Below are 20302 nucleotides of genomic sequence, written 5' to 3' on the forward strand. Positions count from 1 at the left end.
TCGAGAGAATATACGCTCAACAACTGGCCGCATAATTCACTTTTCGGGAGTCCGCCAGTCTTGGGCCATCGCAGTTGAACATTTTCAATGTCGAATTCAATATATAACTTACAGAAATATTCTTGACCATAAAAAATCGCTTCAGGAGCGACACCCGCCGCCTCCACTTTCAAGGCTGCTTACCATTTCCGGTAAGTGGCCTTTTTTCATGCTCATTGTTCACTCATCATCTGCCCTCCGTTGATTTGTTCTACTGAAGAATTTCGACTTGACTCCCCCCTGCTCCCCAGCAGAATAAGCGCCTCAATGAGTCGCGCGTGTCCAGTTTACAGTGCACTGAAACACGAGCCAGTTGTTCCCGGTCATCACTAAAAACAAGCCCGTTTTTTCCAGAATTGCACTGCCTGAAACCACGCCTGATCGCAAAGTTCGCCTGCGGGTCGCCACACCATCGCAGCCCCTCACCCCGGCACCGCTCCGGTACCGCCTGACATCGCCCCGATATCAACCTGTATCGCCACAGCATTCTGACAACCCCCTTGCTCCCCGCGCGCCACTCCCTAAGATGATCCTCGACCATGAAACCAAATCCGAATTTGAAATCCCCCTGCATTACTTCATCCCTGTTCGTGTGCTTTCGTAACTTGCGTGGTAGAAAATCAAAACACCGTAAGCCACAATTGGTTTATCCAACCAGGATCAAGAATCCAGCCCTAAAAATGAAGTAAGTCCGGTTGCACATCCAGGCCGAGCACAGCGCGCAAAAAACAACAGATCGAATTTCAGCAGTGACGACCAGTTACCCTCCAGTCAACAAATTGTAGGGGGGCTGCCTCATGTGTCAGCTCGCGGCACCAGCATGGATGTCACAATCAATGGCCAGCCCGGCTGATACATTCTACCCGATCACACTGTTTCAGACTTAGATGAACTTCCAGAACCACTCAACACAATTAGGGGTAGGGCTCGAAGTAATAAAGAGTTGTCACCAGTAGCAGGAAACAGACAGAGCAAACGATCAAGTCAGAGCAACAGTCTCTACCTGTTATATACGCAAGGAATAAGCTCTGAAATTTGCATGGACCTCCTGTAGCAGGCCCCTAAAATGGTGATGTAGAGAGTTTCAACGGTTGATTCTGGAAAGAGTTTCTGACAGCCGAAAAGTTTGAAGAGCTCTACAGTCTCCAATCAGGCTACACTCTCACAACAACTGATATAGTGAAATTAAAACTAGCCAATACCCTTTGATTTCAAATCAGGATCACTATGCTCTACTCAGACCTAAACTGATGCAGTGTTGAGACAATGAAACATGTGTGTTTGCTAATTTAAAACGAAAGAATAGAACTCTCAGCGCGATTAAATTTTGATTCTAAATTGGCAATTAAGTGTATGCTGCGGATGCGCGGACCTCCGATATAACGTAGATGAAACCCCGCGTAGACGGCCAATGCGAAATGATAACCGACTCCCTCATTTTGACTTCTAACTTCAATCCACTGAGTCTCTCTGTCCGGATTATCAAACCATGGCTCAGTGATCGATAAGAATTCTTCCCCTGGTGAGTCCAGGAAGTTCAGTTCTATTCCAAAGGCACTCGCTATCGGAGTTAATTCCGTCAGCCCTTTGATTGTTCTCTTTCCTCGCTTGATGCGGACGGCCCAGAAGATGCGATCGGTCTCTGCCCCGAGATGTTCGACCGTACCATTAATCGAAAATGTCCTAGGCTTCGGAGCGAGACCTAAGAATGTTTCGGCAGTTTCACTAGCTTCCAGATGAGCAACTCTGCAACCCACTTCTCTGGAATAGGGCAGGAGTTCGTCGACGCACGTTACTTGAGTATTACCGGAACGTAAAACATTCATGAATAGCCACCTTTTACTTGTAGGAATGGCACTACTATGATCGACTTCTAGTGGATGATTATCTGTCCAGAAAACACCTCCACCAAAGGCCCCTTTTAGAAAATGGAACTCCGGATTTTCAGGCTGATATCCAAGTTTGGCCCAATACTCGGGATCGGTATTCTCAATCAATCCGGAATTTAGTGGGTCATGAAGTAATTTCGGCAGTTCATCCCACTGAAAGGGGGGATTGGCCCATGACGGATAGACAAAATAAGAACGTTCTAGTTCATTTTTAAGCATCATTGCCTCATGAATAATGATGTTTTGATTGGAATGTTGTGTTACTTGGACCTTTTAGATTGGAACGCGCAAAACTAAACCTGGTACAGGTGGTGTTAATGCTTTAGTCAAAAAAGACGCGATTGATCCTTTAACAAGAGGACTAATTCCATATACAACCATTGTAACAACTGAGACAACTCCTGGTTCGAGATTTGTGCTGTATGCAATAATTCCATTTCCTATATTCAAGGCTGTGATATTAAGCGGAGGTAAACCTACAATACCGGGGAGAGACGTGATCGTATATGGATTATTCTTAGGAACCCAAAGTCCAGGAGAATAAGGCACACCATACCGAATCTGCAGTAATCCCAGGTATTCGTTAATTTGTTTTATAGTATTCTGATTATAGGTTAGATTTAATAAATCAACGAGAGCTTCTGCCTCTGTTTTAATCTCATAAACTGTATGTCGTTCATGATCAACAATATCGGGTCTTTTTCTTGCTTGAGATGTTGTTACAGTTCCATCAGGCAGCGTTTTAATATTAAATTCATTAACTCTAAAGATTTGCCTATTAATATCAACCAGAGGGCTATTATTTACTTCATTTTTGTAAGCATCGCCAAGCACATAAGTTGCTCGAATTCCAATAAGCACACGTAAGGCAAGTTCTGGCCCCAAACCTTTCAACATCCGAAGTATTGATGGACTGATATTTAAAAGACCACTGGGATCAATTCCATTTACGGGATCTGCATGTGTATATAAATACTTATGTAAAGATTGTGGATCTTGAAGATTACCATAAAAAGGATCGAGTCGATTAAACCGCCCTGTTGAGGCATCATAATAACGAGCCCGTAAATACTGTTGACCAATTTTTGCATCAAATTGTTCGCCGCTGAAAAGGTAACTGGTTGCAGCCTGCGTCGACTGCATGTTGAGTAGATTTCCATAAGCATCATAAAAGAAGAGTTGTTCCACACCATTTATACCGGCGATCGCACCTGCGGCATCAGCCAGTGCGCGTGTACTACCATGACCATCAGCCATGAAGAAGAACGTCTGCGGTGTTTGTGGAACCCCATTCCCATACTCAATAGTCGTCTGGCTGATCTGATCATGCCCGACTGTGTAAATCACACGGTTTGTGATTACCCCGTTCTCATCATATACGGTTTCCTGTATGACCTGGGAATAACCCGTGAAGTTAGTTGGATCATTCAGATATTCGGTCTTAGTCGTCTCATCTACAGTGCCATTCGCGTCAGTATCTACCTCATGCAGAGCGGACACACGAATTCCCCTCGCATCGTAACCGTAGGTTGTCTTTTCGATCCTAATCTCTACCCCAGTTTCATCCAGGAAGGTAATAGTGACCGTTTCCATTCGCCCTTGGAGGTCATAGGTAAATGAAGTCCTCGACTGATTGATTCCCGCTTCGCTGACAGTTTTACCGGTCTGTTGAGTTCCGGTATAGCTGTAGGTCGTGGTGCTGGTGGAGTCGATCGTGCCATCATTGTTGTCATCCAGTTCGGTCATTTCTGATAGCAGACGATCATTTTCATCATAACTGTATGTGGTCGTCTTATTATCGATGTCCCCATCACCATCGAAATCTTTTTCGACCTGCTGTTCCAAGCGATTCCCGGTTAAATCGTAGGTAAAGTGAGATGACTGATCGAGCAAATCGTCATAATGACTGAAGACTTCATCAATTAAGCGGCCTGCTTCGTCATACATCCAGTCAGTTGTCACTGTCTTGATTTCACTGGCTTCGAACTGGCCATTCTCGTTTTCGTCGCGGTAAATGGTCTCGGTTTCTTTCGTCCGCTTACCATCGGCCCGCACTTCGTATTCAAAGACAATTTTGTCATTGTCCGACAGATCTTCCGGTGTCTCATCGGCCAGGAAATGTGTAAGAGTTTCCAGTCGGTTCAGATCATCGTAGGTATAATCGGTAACCACCCCATCGGGCAAAATCGTCTGATCCAGGTTCCCTACCAGATCATACTGATAGGTCGTCGTTTCCGGAGTTGCCAGAAGTTCATCGTTCCGTTCCACAACACTCACGGTCGCCAGACGTCCCAGTGCATCATAGGTGTAGAGAGTATCGGTAACCGGATTGTTTGGATCACCGGTATAAGTGCGGGTTTTACGACCATACTGATCGTATTCGTAATTGACGATCTCTTCCGGTGAATCAACTCGGATCACCTGCCCTTGGGAATCGTAGGACGTCACCATAGCTCTTGTTTCGCTGACAGACTGCTGTGTCACACTGACTTCGCGTCCGAATGCGTCATACACATAAGTAAATGACTCATCTGGATCACCACTTCCATTTTGATAGGTCGCTTCATCTTTGAAGTACTGTTTTTCAATCAAAGCACCTGTTCCAAGCTCACCATCATCATAAATATGTCTTACAATCCCCCCTTCAAAAGTAGTATGTGTTAAAATCTGTCCTATTTCGTTATACGTAAACGATTCCGTCGAACCATCAGGTAACGTCCTGCTAAGTAAATAATTTTGCGAACTGTAGTTAAAGGATGTTTCATTACCCTGTGGATCTTTTACTAAAGTCTGATTTCCCAATGCATCGTATTTATATTGATACTCAGATTTTAGAGGCTCCCCGCCATTTGGATCAATAAGCTCTGGTAAGGTCACACTAGTGAGTTGGCCCTGTAAATTATATTCATAACTACGGGTCTCTCCCATACGATTTGTTTCAGAGATTTTTTGACCATACGAATTAAATGTTGCAGAGATATATGTACCGTCATCAAAGATTGTTTTTGTTCTGTTTCTAAAAACATCATATTCATACTGCAGTTCTTTTACATTAGACAAATCTATGCTTCCGTCAGAACGAACGCCTATATTTGTTTTTTCAGTTACTACAAGCCCGCTCTCATTGAATATAGTTTCGCTCCGTAGCCTTAAAATCTCTCCTCCAATTTCAACAGGAGAGGTTGTAAATGCAACCTGCCTTCCTAAAAAATCATATTGATAATCAGTATATTGATTATTATCTACTATGATTCGATCAACCCTGCCGTTGCTGTCATATAAAATTTCTTTTAGCGATAAGAGTGTCCCCTCCGAAATTAAAGTTGCCTCATTATTAATTATCTCAAAATCTATATTTACCAGTCGCTCATTTCGAATTACGCGACCATACTTATCGTACATGAATCGATTTGCATAGAACGTAGTTTCCGCCCCTTCTTCATACTGATCAATACTTACACTTGGTCTACCATACTCGTCATATATGTTAAGATTAACTAACCAAACAACGTCACTATGTTCATTTACTGATTGAGATCGAGTCTGGAAAAGATTTCCTTTCGAATCGTACATGTATTTTGTTTCAAGACCAGAAATACTTGTGCTTGAAACGAGACGATCTGCATCGTCATATACTTTGTGTGTTTCTGAAATGACAGTTCCACCTGCGGTAATAGCACTCAAAAAATGTCCATTGGATGCATATATTTTGATTTCAATATCTTTTAATTGTTCAGATTTAATAATGTTTCCTACAGGATCATATGTTGTACGAGTCCCTCGAATTGAACTAGTTTCCCCATCGATATAACTATCGGTCGATAGTATTTCGCGACCTAATTTATCATATGCATAACGCTCAACAAGCCAGACAAGATTTCCACTTGAATTGAATGATTGAGTGCGTTTTTCAATCTTCTTACCTAGTGAATTATAAATGTATTCAGTTAACAGTCCTAATTGATCTTTTGATGATGTAATATTGTTTGCATAGTCTAATCTAGATGAAGTCTCCCATAAAATTGATTCCGCTCCAGATGTAATATCAACACTGAAACGTGATGTTTTAATGAGTTCCTGATTTGCGTCATACTCGAATCGATCAATAATTTTAAATTGATCTGTCCCTTTTTCTTCTATATACCATGAGGAACTAATATTGCCATTTATATCGTAAGAATAATATTTCGTTTGGTTTCCTGCTGGTTTTGTTGATAATATTTCGCCATATTCATTGTACGTGTTCTTTACTAATGATTCTCCATTTGCATTTTTCATCTCTAATATATTGCCACGGTTATCCGTATAAAAAGATGTTAAGCTCCCATACTTGTCTATAGTTTGTGATAAAAGCCCAATATCGCCAAATACATTATGAGTGGAGTTACCTAGGTAGTCGATTGTATCTACTGGTAGTCCTCGTTCATTATAGGTATTGCTTTCAGTTTTCCCGTTTGATTCAGTTTTGGAAAGTAAATCACCATTTGAATTATATTTATAAAGAGTTGTTAAATCATCACTTTCCCCATTTTGCTGAGAATCTTCGTTTCCGATAACAATAGTTTCAGACAGAAGATTATCTTCAGGGTCATATGACTTAATCGTGATCCCGCCTGATGCATTTTCAGTACGAATAATGTTGCCACGTTCGTCGAGAGTAATTTGAGTCGTAAAACCTAAAGGATTTGTTATGACTTGGACGAGCGATTCAGTGTTATATTCATACTTTATTGTGTTTCCTTCACCATCAGTCGCTGATACTAATCTCCCATCCTTATCATATTCAGATCTAAGAGCCTTCCCTCCAAGTGGGTCAATTACTTCATCCAGATAATGCTCAGGATCATTCACACCATCCAGGTAAGTAAACTGGGTCGTTGCCCCTAAACGATCCGTCATGGAAATTAAATCCCCAGCGTCATCGTACGCATATTCTAGTCGATTTCCTGCGGGATCGATGATGGCAGTAATTCGCCCTGCATAATCACGCTCAAATTCGATACTGCGACCGGCATTGTGTTCAATTCCCATACCGGTAAATGTAATCTGATTTCCATTCAAATCTGTGATTGTAGAAAGATCTCCGGTTTCGGCATTGATGGCGAGTTCGACTCCATTTCTCAGGATGAGTGTATAAGCTCCACCTAGAAGCGGATTGGCAGGTGAATAACCAAGCCCTGTTTCCATATCGATGTAACCATCGCCTAATTTACGAATGTAACGGGTATCTACGATTAACTGACTCTTAACACCCACATCGGGTATGAACATTGGTAAGTAGTCAGCTGTTTGAACAAATCCGGATACCTGCTTTTGAGGTTTAAATGTAAAGCCCTCTTCCGTACCGTCAGGTAAGGTTACAACAATACGTGTTCCATCTTCAAAGATCGGGTATCCGGACAGTCCAGGATCTCCTCCTTCTGGTTGGATAATGCGAACTTTGGTGTTGCTGAGAGCAAGCGACCAGCCATAGCCGAAATCGCCCTCGATATCAGAATCCAGCGAGTTATACGTACGCGTCACCGTAATCGGAATTCCTGATACAGGAACCTGTAGATCGACGAACGAAACTTCAAGGTTCCCCAGCTTCAGATTTCCGTCTACCTTGATCACTTCGCTATCGAACGACACGTTGCCGCCGGCGTCGGTGGCTTCCAGTTCGATGGTGTAGATGCCGTTTCGCAGCAGTGTGGGGTCGAAGCGGCCGATGACTTCGTTCGTCAATTCGCCGATTCCGCTGGCGATGATTTTAGTTGCGCCGCCGTCGTGGGGGATGGCGGAGAGAGTCCAGGTCAGGTTGTCGAGTGAATCGTCGGTTACCGAACCGAGGATGTCAATCGGCGCTGTGATTTCCTGGTAATAACTGAGCGAAGTCAGCGTCACAGTTGGCGGGTTCTGATCGCTGGGGTCCAGTACCTGCAGTTCCACCGGGGTGGCGGTGCCTTCGTTACCCGCTTCATCGACGGCGCTGGCGGTGAAGGTCAGCGTGCCCAGCATGTCTTCCGTCAGCGTGAGTCGGGCGATTCCGTTCGCATCGATGGCCAGCGTCTGATTGAGCACGGTTGTCGTTTCATTCAGAGTCACGCTGTAAAGTGTCAACGTGCGGGCAGTGACACCTACCTGGTCGGTAGCGAAGACCTGAAGCTCCAGCGTTTCCCCAATCTTGTCGCTGTTATTTAACAGTGTGATCGTCACATCCGGTGCCGTCTGGTCGGCTTCCACCGTGATCGTGAAGCTTTCGGTAACCGGTGTGCCCCGTCCGTCGGAGACAGTCACCGTCACGTCGTACGGCGTGGCCGAGATATCGTCGATGTCGGTCTGCCAGTTGATCAGGCCGTAAGTACTGTCAATAGTCATGCCGCGATCGAGGGACGCCTGATCGAGCGAGTATGTCAGCGGGTCTGCGTTCCCGTCCCAGGCATAGACGCCGTAATTGAAGTAGGCACCGGCGGAAAGTGTGATATCGCCAATCTCTCCCACATCAGGCAGTTCATTGACAGGCTGTACGCGGACGCTGTAACTCTGGGTTGACGTCAGACTCCCATCACTGGCGACGACTTTGAACTGCACCAGTTGCCCGATAAGCGACACATCAGGCGTCCAGGTGATAACTCCCGTATTCGTATCGAAGGTCATGTCTGCCAGCAGCGGATCCGGGGCGACCAGCGAGAAGGTAATCGTATCGCTGAGGTTCGGATCGATGGCATCCACATCGTAGGTATAAAGCGCCCCTGCCTCGGCTTCGACGGCCGGTTTCGTGGTGATGTAAGGTGCGAAGTTCGGCGGAGCCCCCAGGACTTCCACATCATACAGTTGAGCAACCCCCAGGCCGTATTCGTCGAATACATTCACATGAATGCGATACGTGCCTGCTGTTGTGGGGGTCCAGTCGATCTCGCCTGTGGCGGAATTGATCGTGATGCCGGTCGCCGTGGTCTGATCGCCGAGTGAATACGTCAGCGTATTACCATCGGGGTCGTTAGCCAGTACGGTGTAGTCATAGCTGTCGTTGATCACAAGTTGCGTAGGCGGACGGGAGGTAATCATCGGCGGACGATTCACACTGCGGACCGTGAGCGTCACGGTCTGGTCCACGCCGGCTCCATAGGTATCCACGAGCCGGACTGTCATCGTGTGTTCGCCTAGATCGTCAATCGAAGGAGTCCACTGGACGAGCCCGGTTTTCGCATCAATGGTCATGCCGTCAGGTGCATTGACCAGACGGAACAGGATTGTATCACCGTCCGCATCGACGCCGTTGGCATCGTAGGTGTAGGTTTTACCAACCACCAGATTGGTAGACGGAGAAGTTGTGAACTGTGGCGCGGTATTGACGAATTCACTGACCACATTGATGTCGTACGATTCCTGAACGCTGCCACCCCGCCCATCTTCGACCAGGATCGTGAAGGTGTGCGGCGAGCCGGCGACATCGGCGCCCGTGGGCGTCCAGTCGAGCAGCCCCTTCGAATCGAGCACCATGCCTGCAGGGCCGGAAACGAGCGTATAAGAGAGGGTGTCGCCGTCCGAATCGAAGGCTTCCACCTGATACAGGAATCGCTGATCGACCTGAATCTGAGAACGAGGTGCTGAAGTAAGCACAGGGGCGTTATTATTGACCGGGTCAATCACCTGCAGCTGGTAAGTTTGTGAGCCAGTGGCACCGTCCTGGTCGGTGGCGGTAACGGTAAAGCTGTAGAGTCCGGGTGTGCTGGATGTCCAGCTCAACAGGCCGGTTTCGGCGTCGATGGTTGCCCCAGCGGGACTGTCGGTCAGAGCGTATGTCACTGTATCGCCGGGGTTCGGGTCACTGGCGCTGACTTCATAACTGTAAGCGACATTGATATCGACGGATTGATCCGGCGTGGAAGTGATGACGGGAGCCGCATTCTTCAGCACAACCAGGCTGAAGGTCTGAGAAGCTGCGGCACCATGCGAATCGGTCGCGATGACGGTTATAGAGTAAGTGCCATCATCCGCCGGCGTCCAGGTCAGCTGACCAGTTGTGGCGTTAATTGCCATATTACCGACTACGGATACCGGATCGAGCGACCAGGTAATGACATCGCCGTTCGGATCACTGGCGATGGCCCGGTACTGGTAGGCACGATCTTTGATCGCAGGACCGGTGGGAGTGGAGGTAATCTCCGGACCTTCGTTGAGCACCACGGGAGCCGTAACGAGCAGCGTGAAGGTTTGCGTTGACTGCAGGCCAGCCGGGTCTTCAACGACCAGTTCCACACTGTACTCACCTAGCGTCTGTGGCGACCAGCTGATGAGGCCGTCGTCATCGATGGACATTCCAGCGGGTGCTGAGTTCAGCGAGTAGATCAAGTCATCTCCATTCGGATCATAGGCATCGATCTGATACTGATAAACCTGATTCAATTCCACCGAAGTTACCGGAATCGAATCAATCACGGGTGACTGATTCGGAGGTACAACCGTTTCTACTTCCAGAGTGAACGACTGCGTACGGTAGCCGCCAGCGCTGTCGCTGACTTTGATTTCGATATCGACAGCGTCGGTCGTTGTGGGTGTCCAGGTCAATAAGCCGTTGGCATCAATCTGCATGTCATCGGGCAATACACCCGGTGAGAGCAGTTCGTACTGCAGAGCATGGCCGTCTACATCGGTGGCGATCACCTGATAAGACCATTGAGTACCCACATAGGCAGGCCCGGTCGGCTGTGAGTTGATTTCCGGATTTGCATTATTGACGGCAATCGTAAAGGAGTGCGTTGCGGTTAAACCGTTACCATCGTCGACAGTTACCACCACCGGGTACGAACCAACGGTATCTGGAGTCCAGAGAATGCGTCCGGTTGTGGCATTGATTGTCATGCCACGCGTTAAAGAATCCTCGTCGAGGGAGTAAGTCAGCGTATCCCCATTCGGATCAGTCGCCTGAACGAGGTAGGACCAGTATTCGTTGACCCTGATATTTGTTGTCGGGGTCGAGGTCACTTCCGGAGGCAGGTTGTGCTCGACAACATCGACTTCAAAGGTTTGCGTGGTGATGCCGTCAGCGTTGTCATCTACAGACACCGTAATCGTATATCGTCCCACGACAGAAGGGGTCCAGGTCAGACTGCCGTTTCCATCGATACTGATATCTTCGCCGGCGACATCAGACTGGACATCGAAAGTAATTGTGGGATCGCCGTCTGGTTCATTATAGGTCACATCGTATGTCCAGAGCTCACCCGCGTAGATGGGCCCTTCCGGCACTGAAGTGATTGTTGGTAGTGCACCGCCGCCACCTGAAGTCGGCGCAGTAATAACAGGGACTGTGAAGCTCTGTTCCGCATAGCCGCCGAAGCCGTCTTCCACGCGGACCGTAAAACTGAGGCCATCAGGATTCTGCGCGGTGACTGGCGTCCAGCTGATGGTACCGGTCTGATCATCAAAGCTGACACCCGCCGGCAGCGTTTCCGGAGAAACCAGAGCGTATGTCAGCGTGTCGTTATCCGGATCGGTGGCTTCAATAACGTAAGTCCACAATTGCCCCTCAATGGCGGGCCCTGAGGGAATGGAGGTAATCTCGGGTGCTTCATTGCGTCGCACTGCAGGTATGGTAACGCTTTGTGTCGCTAAGCCACCATTCCCGTCCGAGACTTCGACAGTGAAGCTCAATTCTGTTTCACCGGTCGAAGGTGTCCAGATCAAAATTCCTGTCTGATCATCAAAGCTGACATTTCCAGGCAGCGTTTCAGGAGACAGCAGACTGTATGTCAACGTATCATCGTCTGCGTCGGTGGCACTGATCTGATAGGACCAGGCTTCATCGATGTAAGCGGGGCCGGTCGGTACCGATGTGATTTCCGGCCCATGATTTAGAGTAATGACGGGCAGCGTGAAGGTCTGAATGGACTGGTTTGCCGCTTCATCCGTTACCGTGATGGATATACTCTGATTTCCAGCTGCGGGCGGATTGGTCCAGATCAGAAGACCGGTGGTGCTGTCAATGGTAATACCGACCGCTTCCGTCGCGGAATCCACGGAATACGTCAGCGTTTCTCCCTCGGGATCAAAAGCAGTCACCTGGTATGAGTAAGAGGCTCCCACCACTGCCGGTCCCGTGGGAATCGAGGTAATTTCAGGAGGATCGTTCTGCACAGGAACCGCAACCGCTGGTACTGTGAAGGACTGTTCCCTCCAGGACCCTGCCGAATCGGTAACCCGAACGGTAAATGACTGACTGGTTCCGACATCGCTGACAGCAGGAGTCCAGGTTAAGGTATGCGTCACGGTATCAAATTCAATCACCCCGGTGACCTGTTCGGGCGACATAAGTGAATAGAAAAGAGCAGCATCATCGCTGTCCACATCCGTTGCTGTCACCGTATAGGTCCACGGCTGTTCTGCGTAGGCAGGCCCCGACGGTCTTGAAGTGATGACCGGAGGTTCGCTGACTACCACCGGCGCTTCCACAGGCAGTGTGAAGGACTGGGTGGAAACCGCCCCCTGCCCGTCATCGGCAGAGATGGTCACAGCGACATCACCCAGGTGTTGCGCAGTCCATGTGAGGACATTTCCGGTCAGGATCATCCCCCGTGCAAGCGAATCTGCATCCAGGCTGAGGGTTACGGTGTCCGAGAGATTCGGATCGGAGACTACAATATTATAAGTATAGGCTTCGCCCACAAAGGCCGGAGCCGGTGGGTTGCTTTCAAAGACCGGTGCGGCATTATTGCGAACTGGCAAGACAAACGGCAGAGTTGCCGTACCGCCCCGCTGATCGTCAACAGTCACTTCCACCTGGTAGTCGCCTGTCGCTGTTGCGGTCCAGGACACCAGGCCGGTGGAGTCGATTGTCATGCCGCGATCGAGCGATTCCTGATCCAGACGATAAACAAGAATGTCTCCATTCGGATCACTGGCTTCAACCTGGTACGTCCAGAGTAGATCCAGTCCGGCCGCTTCAATGGGAGCAGGAGTGATTTCGGGGGCTTCGTTGGTTGAGGTAACATTTAGTTCGAAGACCTGGACAGCCACGCCGCCTAAAGCGTCTGTGACGCGCGCGACCACGGTGGTGTATCCCAGCTGTTCATAGGTCGGCTTCCAGGCGATCATCCCGGTATCGCCATCAATTGCCATTCCTTCGGGAGCAACAGAAAGTTCATACGTCAACCGGTCTCCTTCGGCATCGGTGGCATCCAGATCATACAGGTAAGTCACACCTTCCAGTGCCGAAAGTGGTGCCGAAGATGTGATCACAGGTCGGTTATTTGTGAATTCAGCCGGTTCATTAACGGTAATCGTAAAGCTGGTTTCATCGATGCCACCAAAACTGTCGAGTACGCGGGCCTTTATCGTATATATCCCCTCCTGTTCCTCTGTCGGATTCCAGTAGACAACTCCCGTAGTCGAATCAATTGTCATGCCAGCGGGAATCGGTGCTCCATTGGCGGTGTCGTCCAAGAGATAGAACCAGAGGGCATCTCCGTCGGCATCCGAGCCGGTGAGTTGTACGGAAATTTCGCGTTCAGTTTCGGTGGTGATGTCGGCTACATCATCGATCACAGGATCAACATTGCCAGCCCCGGTTTCGGTTACCGTCACGGTCCAGGTTTGAGTATCCTGGCCGCCGTTTCCATCAGTCACCAGTGCGGTAAAGGTATAGTCGCCGGTGTCTTCCGGATACCAGGTCATGATGCCGGTTTCGGAATTGATGAGAGCTCCATGAGTATCACCAACCAGCTCATAAGTGAGCGTATCACCATCCACATCCAGGGCATTCACATCGTAGAGATAACCCAGCTGAATCGTAGTTGGAATCGAGCCAAATACAATCCCTGGTTCATCCTGCTGAACAAACTGGAGATCAAATGAATGACCTTCTGTAGTTCCCGTAAATTGAACCGTAAAGGTGGCAACTCCCTCTTCGACCTGCTCATCCAGGATCGTGAATTCAACGGAAGGGTCTGTTGCAACGAGATCAAGATCCTGCTGATCATAAATGTTCTGCGTCAATGTTGATACAAAAGCTTTAGAAAATGCGATTGCGTTCAGAGTCTCATCTAAAGTCGTAACTCCGTATTGTCCACGAAACTGGTCAATACTCCAGGCCGTTCCCCCGGCCGCGTATGCAAGATCCACATACTCTTCTTCAGTCCCATAATTATCGGCTTCGGTACTTTGGGAATGGGGAGGATAAGATCGTAGCGGTTTATAAAACAGATTTTCATTTACGATTGTCGTATAATAATCGCCATATCCGGCAATCAGTCGGAGATCAAATTCGCCATTTCCTGCCAGCAGATTGGGATTGATACTCAAAGAAAATTCGCCAGTATATTTATCCGCGATTGCAACGGGATCAAAGACTCCATCAGAATTGTAATCGATTTCGATTCGGTACAAATCTGCGTTCAGACTTAAATCCACAATACCGGCAAGTGTTGCTGTGGAATTTTTAAGATAGTAGGAATCGAAGCCGACTCCGGTAAATGTGATTAAAGCCGAAGCATCCAGTGTTTCCCAAGACAGCGTTTGAGTATCATCGTCAGTCAGCCGGACATTAATGGAACCGCTAGAGGGAATCTGAGCTGCATTGAGTGCAACACTGAAGACACCAGTGGTCGCATTCGCAGACGTTGACGCATCTGCGGAACCATCCTGGTCATAGTCGATCTCAATCAGATAATCGGTATAGCCTTGTGAAAGATCAACAATCCCCGAGAGCACCCCTGTCTGATCATCAAGGTTCAGCTCATCAAAACCTTCATATCTCATCATCGAAATCCAGGGCAAGTCAAATTCGTCGGCCACTTTCACATTAAAGTCAAGATTCGCAGGTACCGAGCCGCTATCCAATACAATACTGAATTCGTATTCTGCATTCGGATAGACACTCTCATCCGGAGATCCATTTTTATCATAATCCACGTACACAACAGGAGTGAACCAGGGGAGCCCCGGGTCTAAAGTCCCTGATAGTACATGCGTATTTTCATCATAGTTAATTTCTAAAAAGCCGTTGACTTCTGCTGACAATAAATTTGAAGCATCGACTGCTTGTGAAGACAACGTATTGTAACTGTTATCCGAAAAGAACGCCGCATCCGAAGCAGTTTCCCCAGTCAGGCCCAGAGCGCTGGGAACATCGTCCGGGTAGAAAGAAATATTGGTGTAATTATTCAGAGTATAATCAACCTCTATGACTGGAATCTGGTATCCCAGACTCATATCAAAGACACCAGACACAGTGCCCGTCACTTCATCAAAAGAAATGGATTCAAAGCCTGGTACATTCGTCAGGGTCGTGTCCGCCAGCGTGATCCATTCCGGATCCAGTTCAAACTCATAGTAGTCATTAAGTCGAACCTGAACCGTTCCACTCGCATCAATCAGACCGGGATCAAGCGTATAACTGAAGCTGCCTTCATCCGGGTGCGCATTGATATCCAGCATCACCATGCTATGCAGCGTTGCTCCGATGGCGTTCAGCTGCTCCAGCATATTGTTATAGTTGAGTGACTGATTTACCACATCGCGATTCTCATCTGTGATCAGAATCACATTCACGGCAGCATCTTCACGGAATGGCAACGACAAAGCCCCGGCTAAACCGTTATAACCATCTTCTGTTCCCGATGTATCTACCGTTGAGACTTTCTTGATAAAATCAGCGGAATCTGAAAATGCATCCAACTTAACAGTAATCCGATCACCACGCTGACCGGAGAATTGATAGACATCCTGTTTTTCCTCGGCAGGAAATTCCCCGGACAGGATCGATTCAAATGTCAACTCCGGCTGGATTGATAAATCGAGGAGACGGAACTCGTAATCTCCCGGAGTACTATTCAGGTTTTCGATCACGATCTGATAGGCTCCCGGTTCCCATAGCGTGACCGGCCAGGGATTTTCATATTCTGTAGAATATTCAATTGAAAATTCAGTATTGATCAGTTCGTTATCTTTGACAAAAGATGTCGACACAATCTCGTGGCCGCTTGGTGAAATGAGTTTGACCGACATACTGGAAGTCTCCGCTTCCAGTGAATCGAAGAACACGGTCTGACCTGCAGAAATATTAAACAGATAGATATCCTGCTCACCATTTGACTGCATGTCCCCCTGCACCACTTCACCCAGGGATTTCAGATCGCCGGAAGGTGTTGTGGGAGTCGTTGAGCCCAATGTTACGATTTCAAAGGAATAGTCAACATCGCCCTGATTGGCAGTAGCTCCTTTAATTAACAGAGAGTAGGTTCCCGTTGACAGCAGAGCCCCCGGAGACTGGTCTGCAGCACTTGCCGAGCTCATGTAAGTATTAAAAATCGATCTGCCATACGGATCAATTAATTCCCAGTAGGCACTGCCTGAACCGGAACGTGCAGTAAGATCAAACGTAAACTCGTCACCCGCGGTCACATCAAATCGATACACGTTTGTTTCTGCTGCTGGATCCAGGCTGCCGGTAATTGTCGAGTCGACGGATACCAGTGATCCTGCGGTTTGCAGGTCCAGAATCTGAAAATTAAAGTCAATGGTCTCAGTATCTTTACTATTTATCACAAGCGTATAGTCGCCTGTTTCTGGTAATACAAATACCCCTTGATCTCCATCTCCAGAGTACTCTCCGTTGACAAACACTGTATGACCAGAAGGAGAAATCAGTGTCACTTCATAATATTCATATCCTGGTTCTTCAAAGTACAGATTTTCCTGATCAAAAGAGTCATAAAAGACAGTTTGTCCTGCCGTTCCCGTAAAGCGATAAAACTTGCTTGCTTTCGGCTCAGAAATACTGTCACTGACAGCCGTATTCAACGTCAGATTTGTCGTCAGACCACTAAAGTCGCTCAGACGAACATTATAGTTTCCTGTATCTGTCGGACTGGTCCCCCTGACTGTGAGGGTATAGGTGCCAAATTCGGATAAGAGAACTGGCAATTGATCCAGATAAGTATAAGAATCGTTCAGATATTGCAGTAACACTGATTCACCTGAAGGCGACTCAATCTGGAACCGTAATGGACCAGTATTCCCCTCCAGTAAATCAAGATATAACTGAAATCCCTGCGGGGCAGTAAATGTAATGACTGCTTCTTCCCCTGCCTGTATCGATCCCTGAAAATCCCCGAGCCCGGAGACCGCGACACTCTCATCCCGCTCCCGATCCAGAACTACGCTATACTCGTCATTAGTATAAGGAGACCCCACTATGAGTTTGTAATCACCATCTGCAGGTAAAACAAACTGATCTATTGCCGCGCGCACCGAAGTCAGAGGTACCGATATTGAGTCCACGACGGTATTACCAGGGCCGACAAGAGTCAGGGCAACCTGGGGATCACTTAAATCATTACTGATAATGTTGGCATCACCGAGAAACTCGACCAGAGCGAATCGATTGTCCGTAATACCGACATCGATCAAAGCATTATTCAGGTCAGGAATCATGCTTTTCAACCATTCGAGTTCCTCTCCCATGGAAGGAGAGACGTCAACGACTACCACTATATCAGTTGAAAAACCTGTCGTTACTGGTGGTAAAGTAATCGAAATTGTTTGTGTATCAGTCGCACCCGGAGCCACCGCAATATTGATTTCAGTGGGGTCAACGTCCCCAGAGGCTGGATTGGTTGACTGGTTTGGCACCTCAAATGTCTCTTCAGGCTCACTGGTAATCACCGGATCATGATTGCCCTCCTGAGGATGGACATAGATCTCATACATCTGTTGCGAGAGACCGCCGTTCGAATCGTCTGCCTGCAGGGTCACCTGGAAGATTTTCCCTACATCATCCGCAGTCGGCGTCCAGCTGAAGCCTCCCTGGCTGTTATCGAAACTGGAAACGCGAATACTTACATTACCGCTGGCATCCAGTAAATCCGCATCGAGGGTATAACTGAACGTTCCATCCACCAGGTTGACGGGAATCACTGTTTCAAAAACGCCGTCAAAATCGTAATCCAGCTCAATGAAAGGCTGGTATAAATTCAGGCTGCTGTCAACGGTACAAGAAATCGTTCTGGTCGTGCTGGAGAATTCCAGTTCTGAGAATCCCGGGGTGGGAGTAAATGTCACTCCCGTCACATCTACGTCAGTCCACGGTAATGGTTCGGCTGAGTAAAAGGCATCAATGGCTCGCACTTTAATCGTATCCACCAGCGCCAATTCTGCACTATCGAGCTGAATACTGAATGTTGTGTCCTCTAAAGTTGCTGAGACGACAACATCTCCCTCTCCGTCCCCATCATAATCTACCTCAAATGATGCGACTGTGAACTCGTCGCTATAGTAGAGCTCTCCCGACAATATCCCAGATGCCAGATCCAACTCGAGACTGACGACAGCAGGCACATTCGTTATTGATACGCGTCTGTTCTCCAGAGAAAGCCAGGTTATCGGATCAAGCGATGTTGTCTGACTGTTGATCATCCCATCAGGGCCGCTGACCAGAACATATGACAGGGAATCGCCATCGGGATCAGTAGCGCTGGAGGTATAGAGATATTCTGTATTTACATAAGCGTCAATGACCGGAGAGGACGTGAACTGGGGTGGTCGGTTGGGAATATTTTCCGTTACCTCAAGCGTAAATGTCTGCGTATCCGACAGACCGTGAGGATCAACGGCTTTCACAGCGATGGAATGCGTGCCGACTTCGTTTGTGGTCGTACCCCAGCTGATCACGCCGGTCTGGGAATCAATGGTCATCCCATCTGGCCCATAAACCAGTTCGTAGGTTAAAGTCCCATTTTCATGATCCGTGGCGTCAACATCATACTGATAGGTCTGACCTGCTACGACTTCCAGCTCTGGATTACTGGTAATATTCGGAGCAACATTCAAATGCCCCAGAACGACCAGATCATAATCAAACTGCGCCTCCTGTGGATTGAGGAATGTCAGGCTCAGACCGGATATGGAATCGCCAGGCGAGAACGTTCCGTCGTTTAACAGATGAGTGATATCATAATAGGGCATCCCCTCTGCCGTATATCCATCTACATTTCTCATAGACACTGCAGGTGAAGTGATATTTCGAATGCCAACCAGAACCCGTCCATAAATGTCATAAGATCCGGCATGTGTCAAAGTGATTCCCGTTAACAACTGATTGTCTGCATCGTTAAAAGAAGTGGTTGTGTAATCTACCTGCATGATGCTGGTCACATCGGTTAAATCACTATCATCCACGTTGTCAGTCTCGCCCTGATATCCAGCGGGAACGGAAGTAGACGGACTCGTGAATGGTGATTCTACAAAAGCAAGTTGTGTATCGATTGTGACTTCTGTGGTCGTATCGTCATCATTATTTACCAGTCGGGCAATCAGAGTCGCTGTCGTACCGGCCGCCAGGTGTGAGATATCAACCGTCACGGTCCCTGTGGAAGCGTTATATTCGACGCCCAATCCATTCTGGAACGACTCACCCTCAGTACTGTTAAAGAACGCATCATGATCCTGATCGATCATGGCAACCAGCGATTGACCATTCGCATCGACCAGCGCCAGCTCGAAAGCATCGTTCATATCATCCGTATCAGTTGTATCAAATTGAAGCCCGGTAAATGTAAGCTGCACTGCTGATGGATTTTCAGGTACCTCAAATTCGATACTGCGCGTGACAACAAAATCAGTCCCCTCAACCAGCGTCTGCAGAGTTGACTCAATAAAAGTCACTACGATCGAATTAGAGTTGTAAGTTCCATCCTCATCCGTGGCCGTCGCAGAAATCGTATAGCTGGAAAGACCATTTGCATAATCATGCGTAACAGTCGAAGGACTACCGGACACCGTCTCAACATTACCGTCGCCCCAGTTGATCGACCATTCCGTAATCGTATCGGTCCCCGGATCGGAAGCAGACAGGTTCAACGTGTAGGTGGCTCCCTCATCGACGGTCGCATCTCCACTGATGGTCAGTGTCGGTGCAACATTCAACACGGAAACCACAATCGAATTCGAATTGAACGTGCCATCTTCATCAGTCGCAGTCGCAGAGACGGTAAAACTGTCTGCACCATCGGCAAAAATATGTGTGGCGGTAGACGGATTCCCGACAATCGTTTCTACATTACCGTCACCCCAGTCGATGGACCATTCCGTGATCGTGTCGGCCCCTGGATCAGAAGCGGACAGGTTCAACGTATAGGTGGCTCCCTCATCGACGGTTGCGTTTCCACTGATGGTCAGTGTCGGTGCGACGTTCAATACGGAAACCACGATCGAATTCGAATTAAACGTGCCATCTTCATCGGTCGCAGTGGCGGAAACAGTATGACTGTCTGCACCATCAGCAAAAACATGAGTGGCAGACGATGGATTACCCACGATGGTTTCCACATTACCATCACCCCAGTCAATCAACCATTCCGTGATTGTCTCAATTCCAGGATCAGATTCACTGAGTG

The 20302-nt window shown here is 47.9% G+C and carries 3 protein-coding genes; 1 reads left to right on the top strand and 2 read right to left on the bottom strand.

The window, feature by feature from the left end; translation table 11 throughout:
* Window positions 1-352 precede the first annotated feature (352 nt).
* The gene (locus ACN0YH_RS27530) at window positions 353-643 is read left to right on the top strand and encodes a hypothetical protein (protein WP_417382819.1); all 291 of its coding nucleotides are present in this window, start codon (window positions 353-355) and stop codon (window positions 641-643) included.
* A gap of 685 nt (window positions 644-1328) precedes the next feature.
* On the opposite strand, the gene ACN0YH_RS27535 is transcribed toward ACN0YH_RS27530, so the two are convergent.
* Both ACN0YH_RS27535 and ACN0YH_RS27540 read right to left on the bottom strand, forming a co-directional pair.
* Window positions 1329-2150 carry a hypothetical protein gene (locus ACN0YH_RS27535; protein ID WP_417382820.1) on the bottom strand — a complete coding sequence of 274 codons (822 nt, stop codon included), beginning with the start codon at window positions 2148-2150 and terminating at the stop codon, window positions 1329-1331.
* A 51-nt stretch (window positions 2151-2201) separates the two neighbouring features.
* Window positions 2202-20258 carry a putative Ig domain-containing protein gene (locus ACN0YH_RS27540; protein ID WP_417382821.1) on the bottom strand — a complete coding sequence of 6019 codons (18057 nt, stop codon included), beginning with the start codon at window positions 20256-20258 and terminating at the stop codon, window positions 2202-2204.
* Window positions 20259-20302 lie beyond the last annotated feature (44 nt).

Source organism: Gimesia sp., from assembly GCF_048262075.1.
Classification (GTDB): domain Bacteria; phylum Planctomycetota; class Planctomycetia; order Planctomycetales; family Planctomycetaceae; genus Gimesia.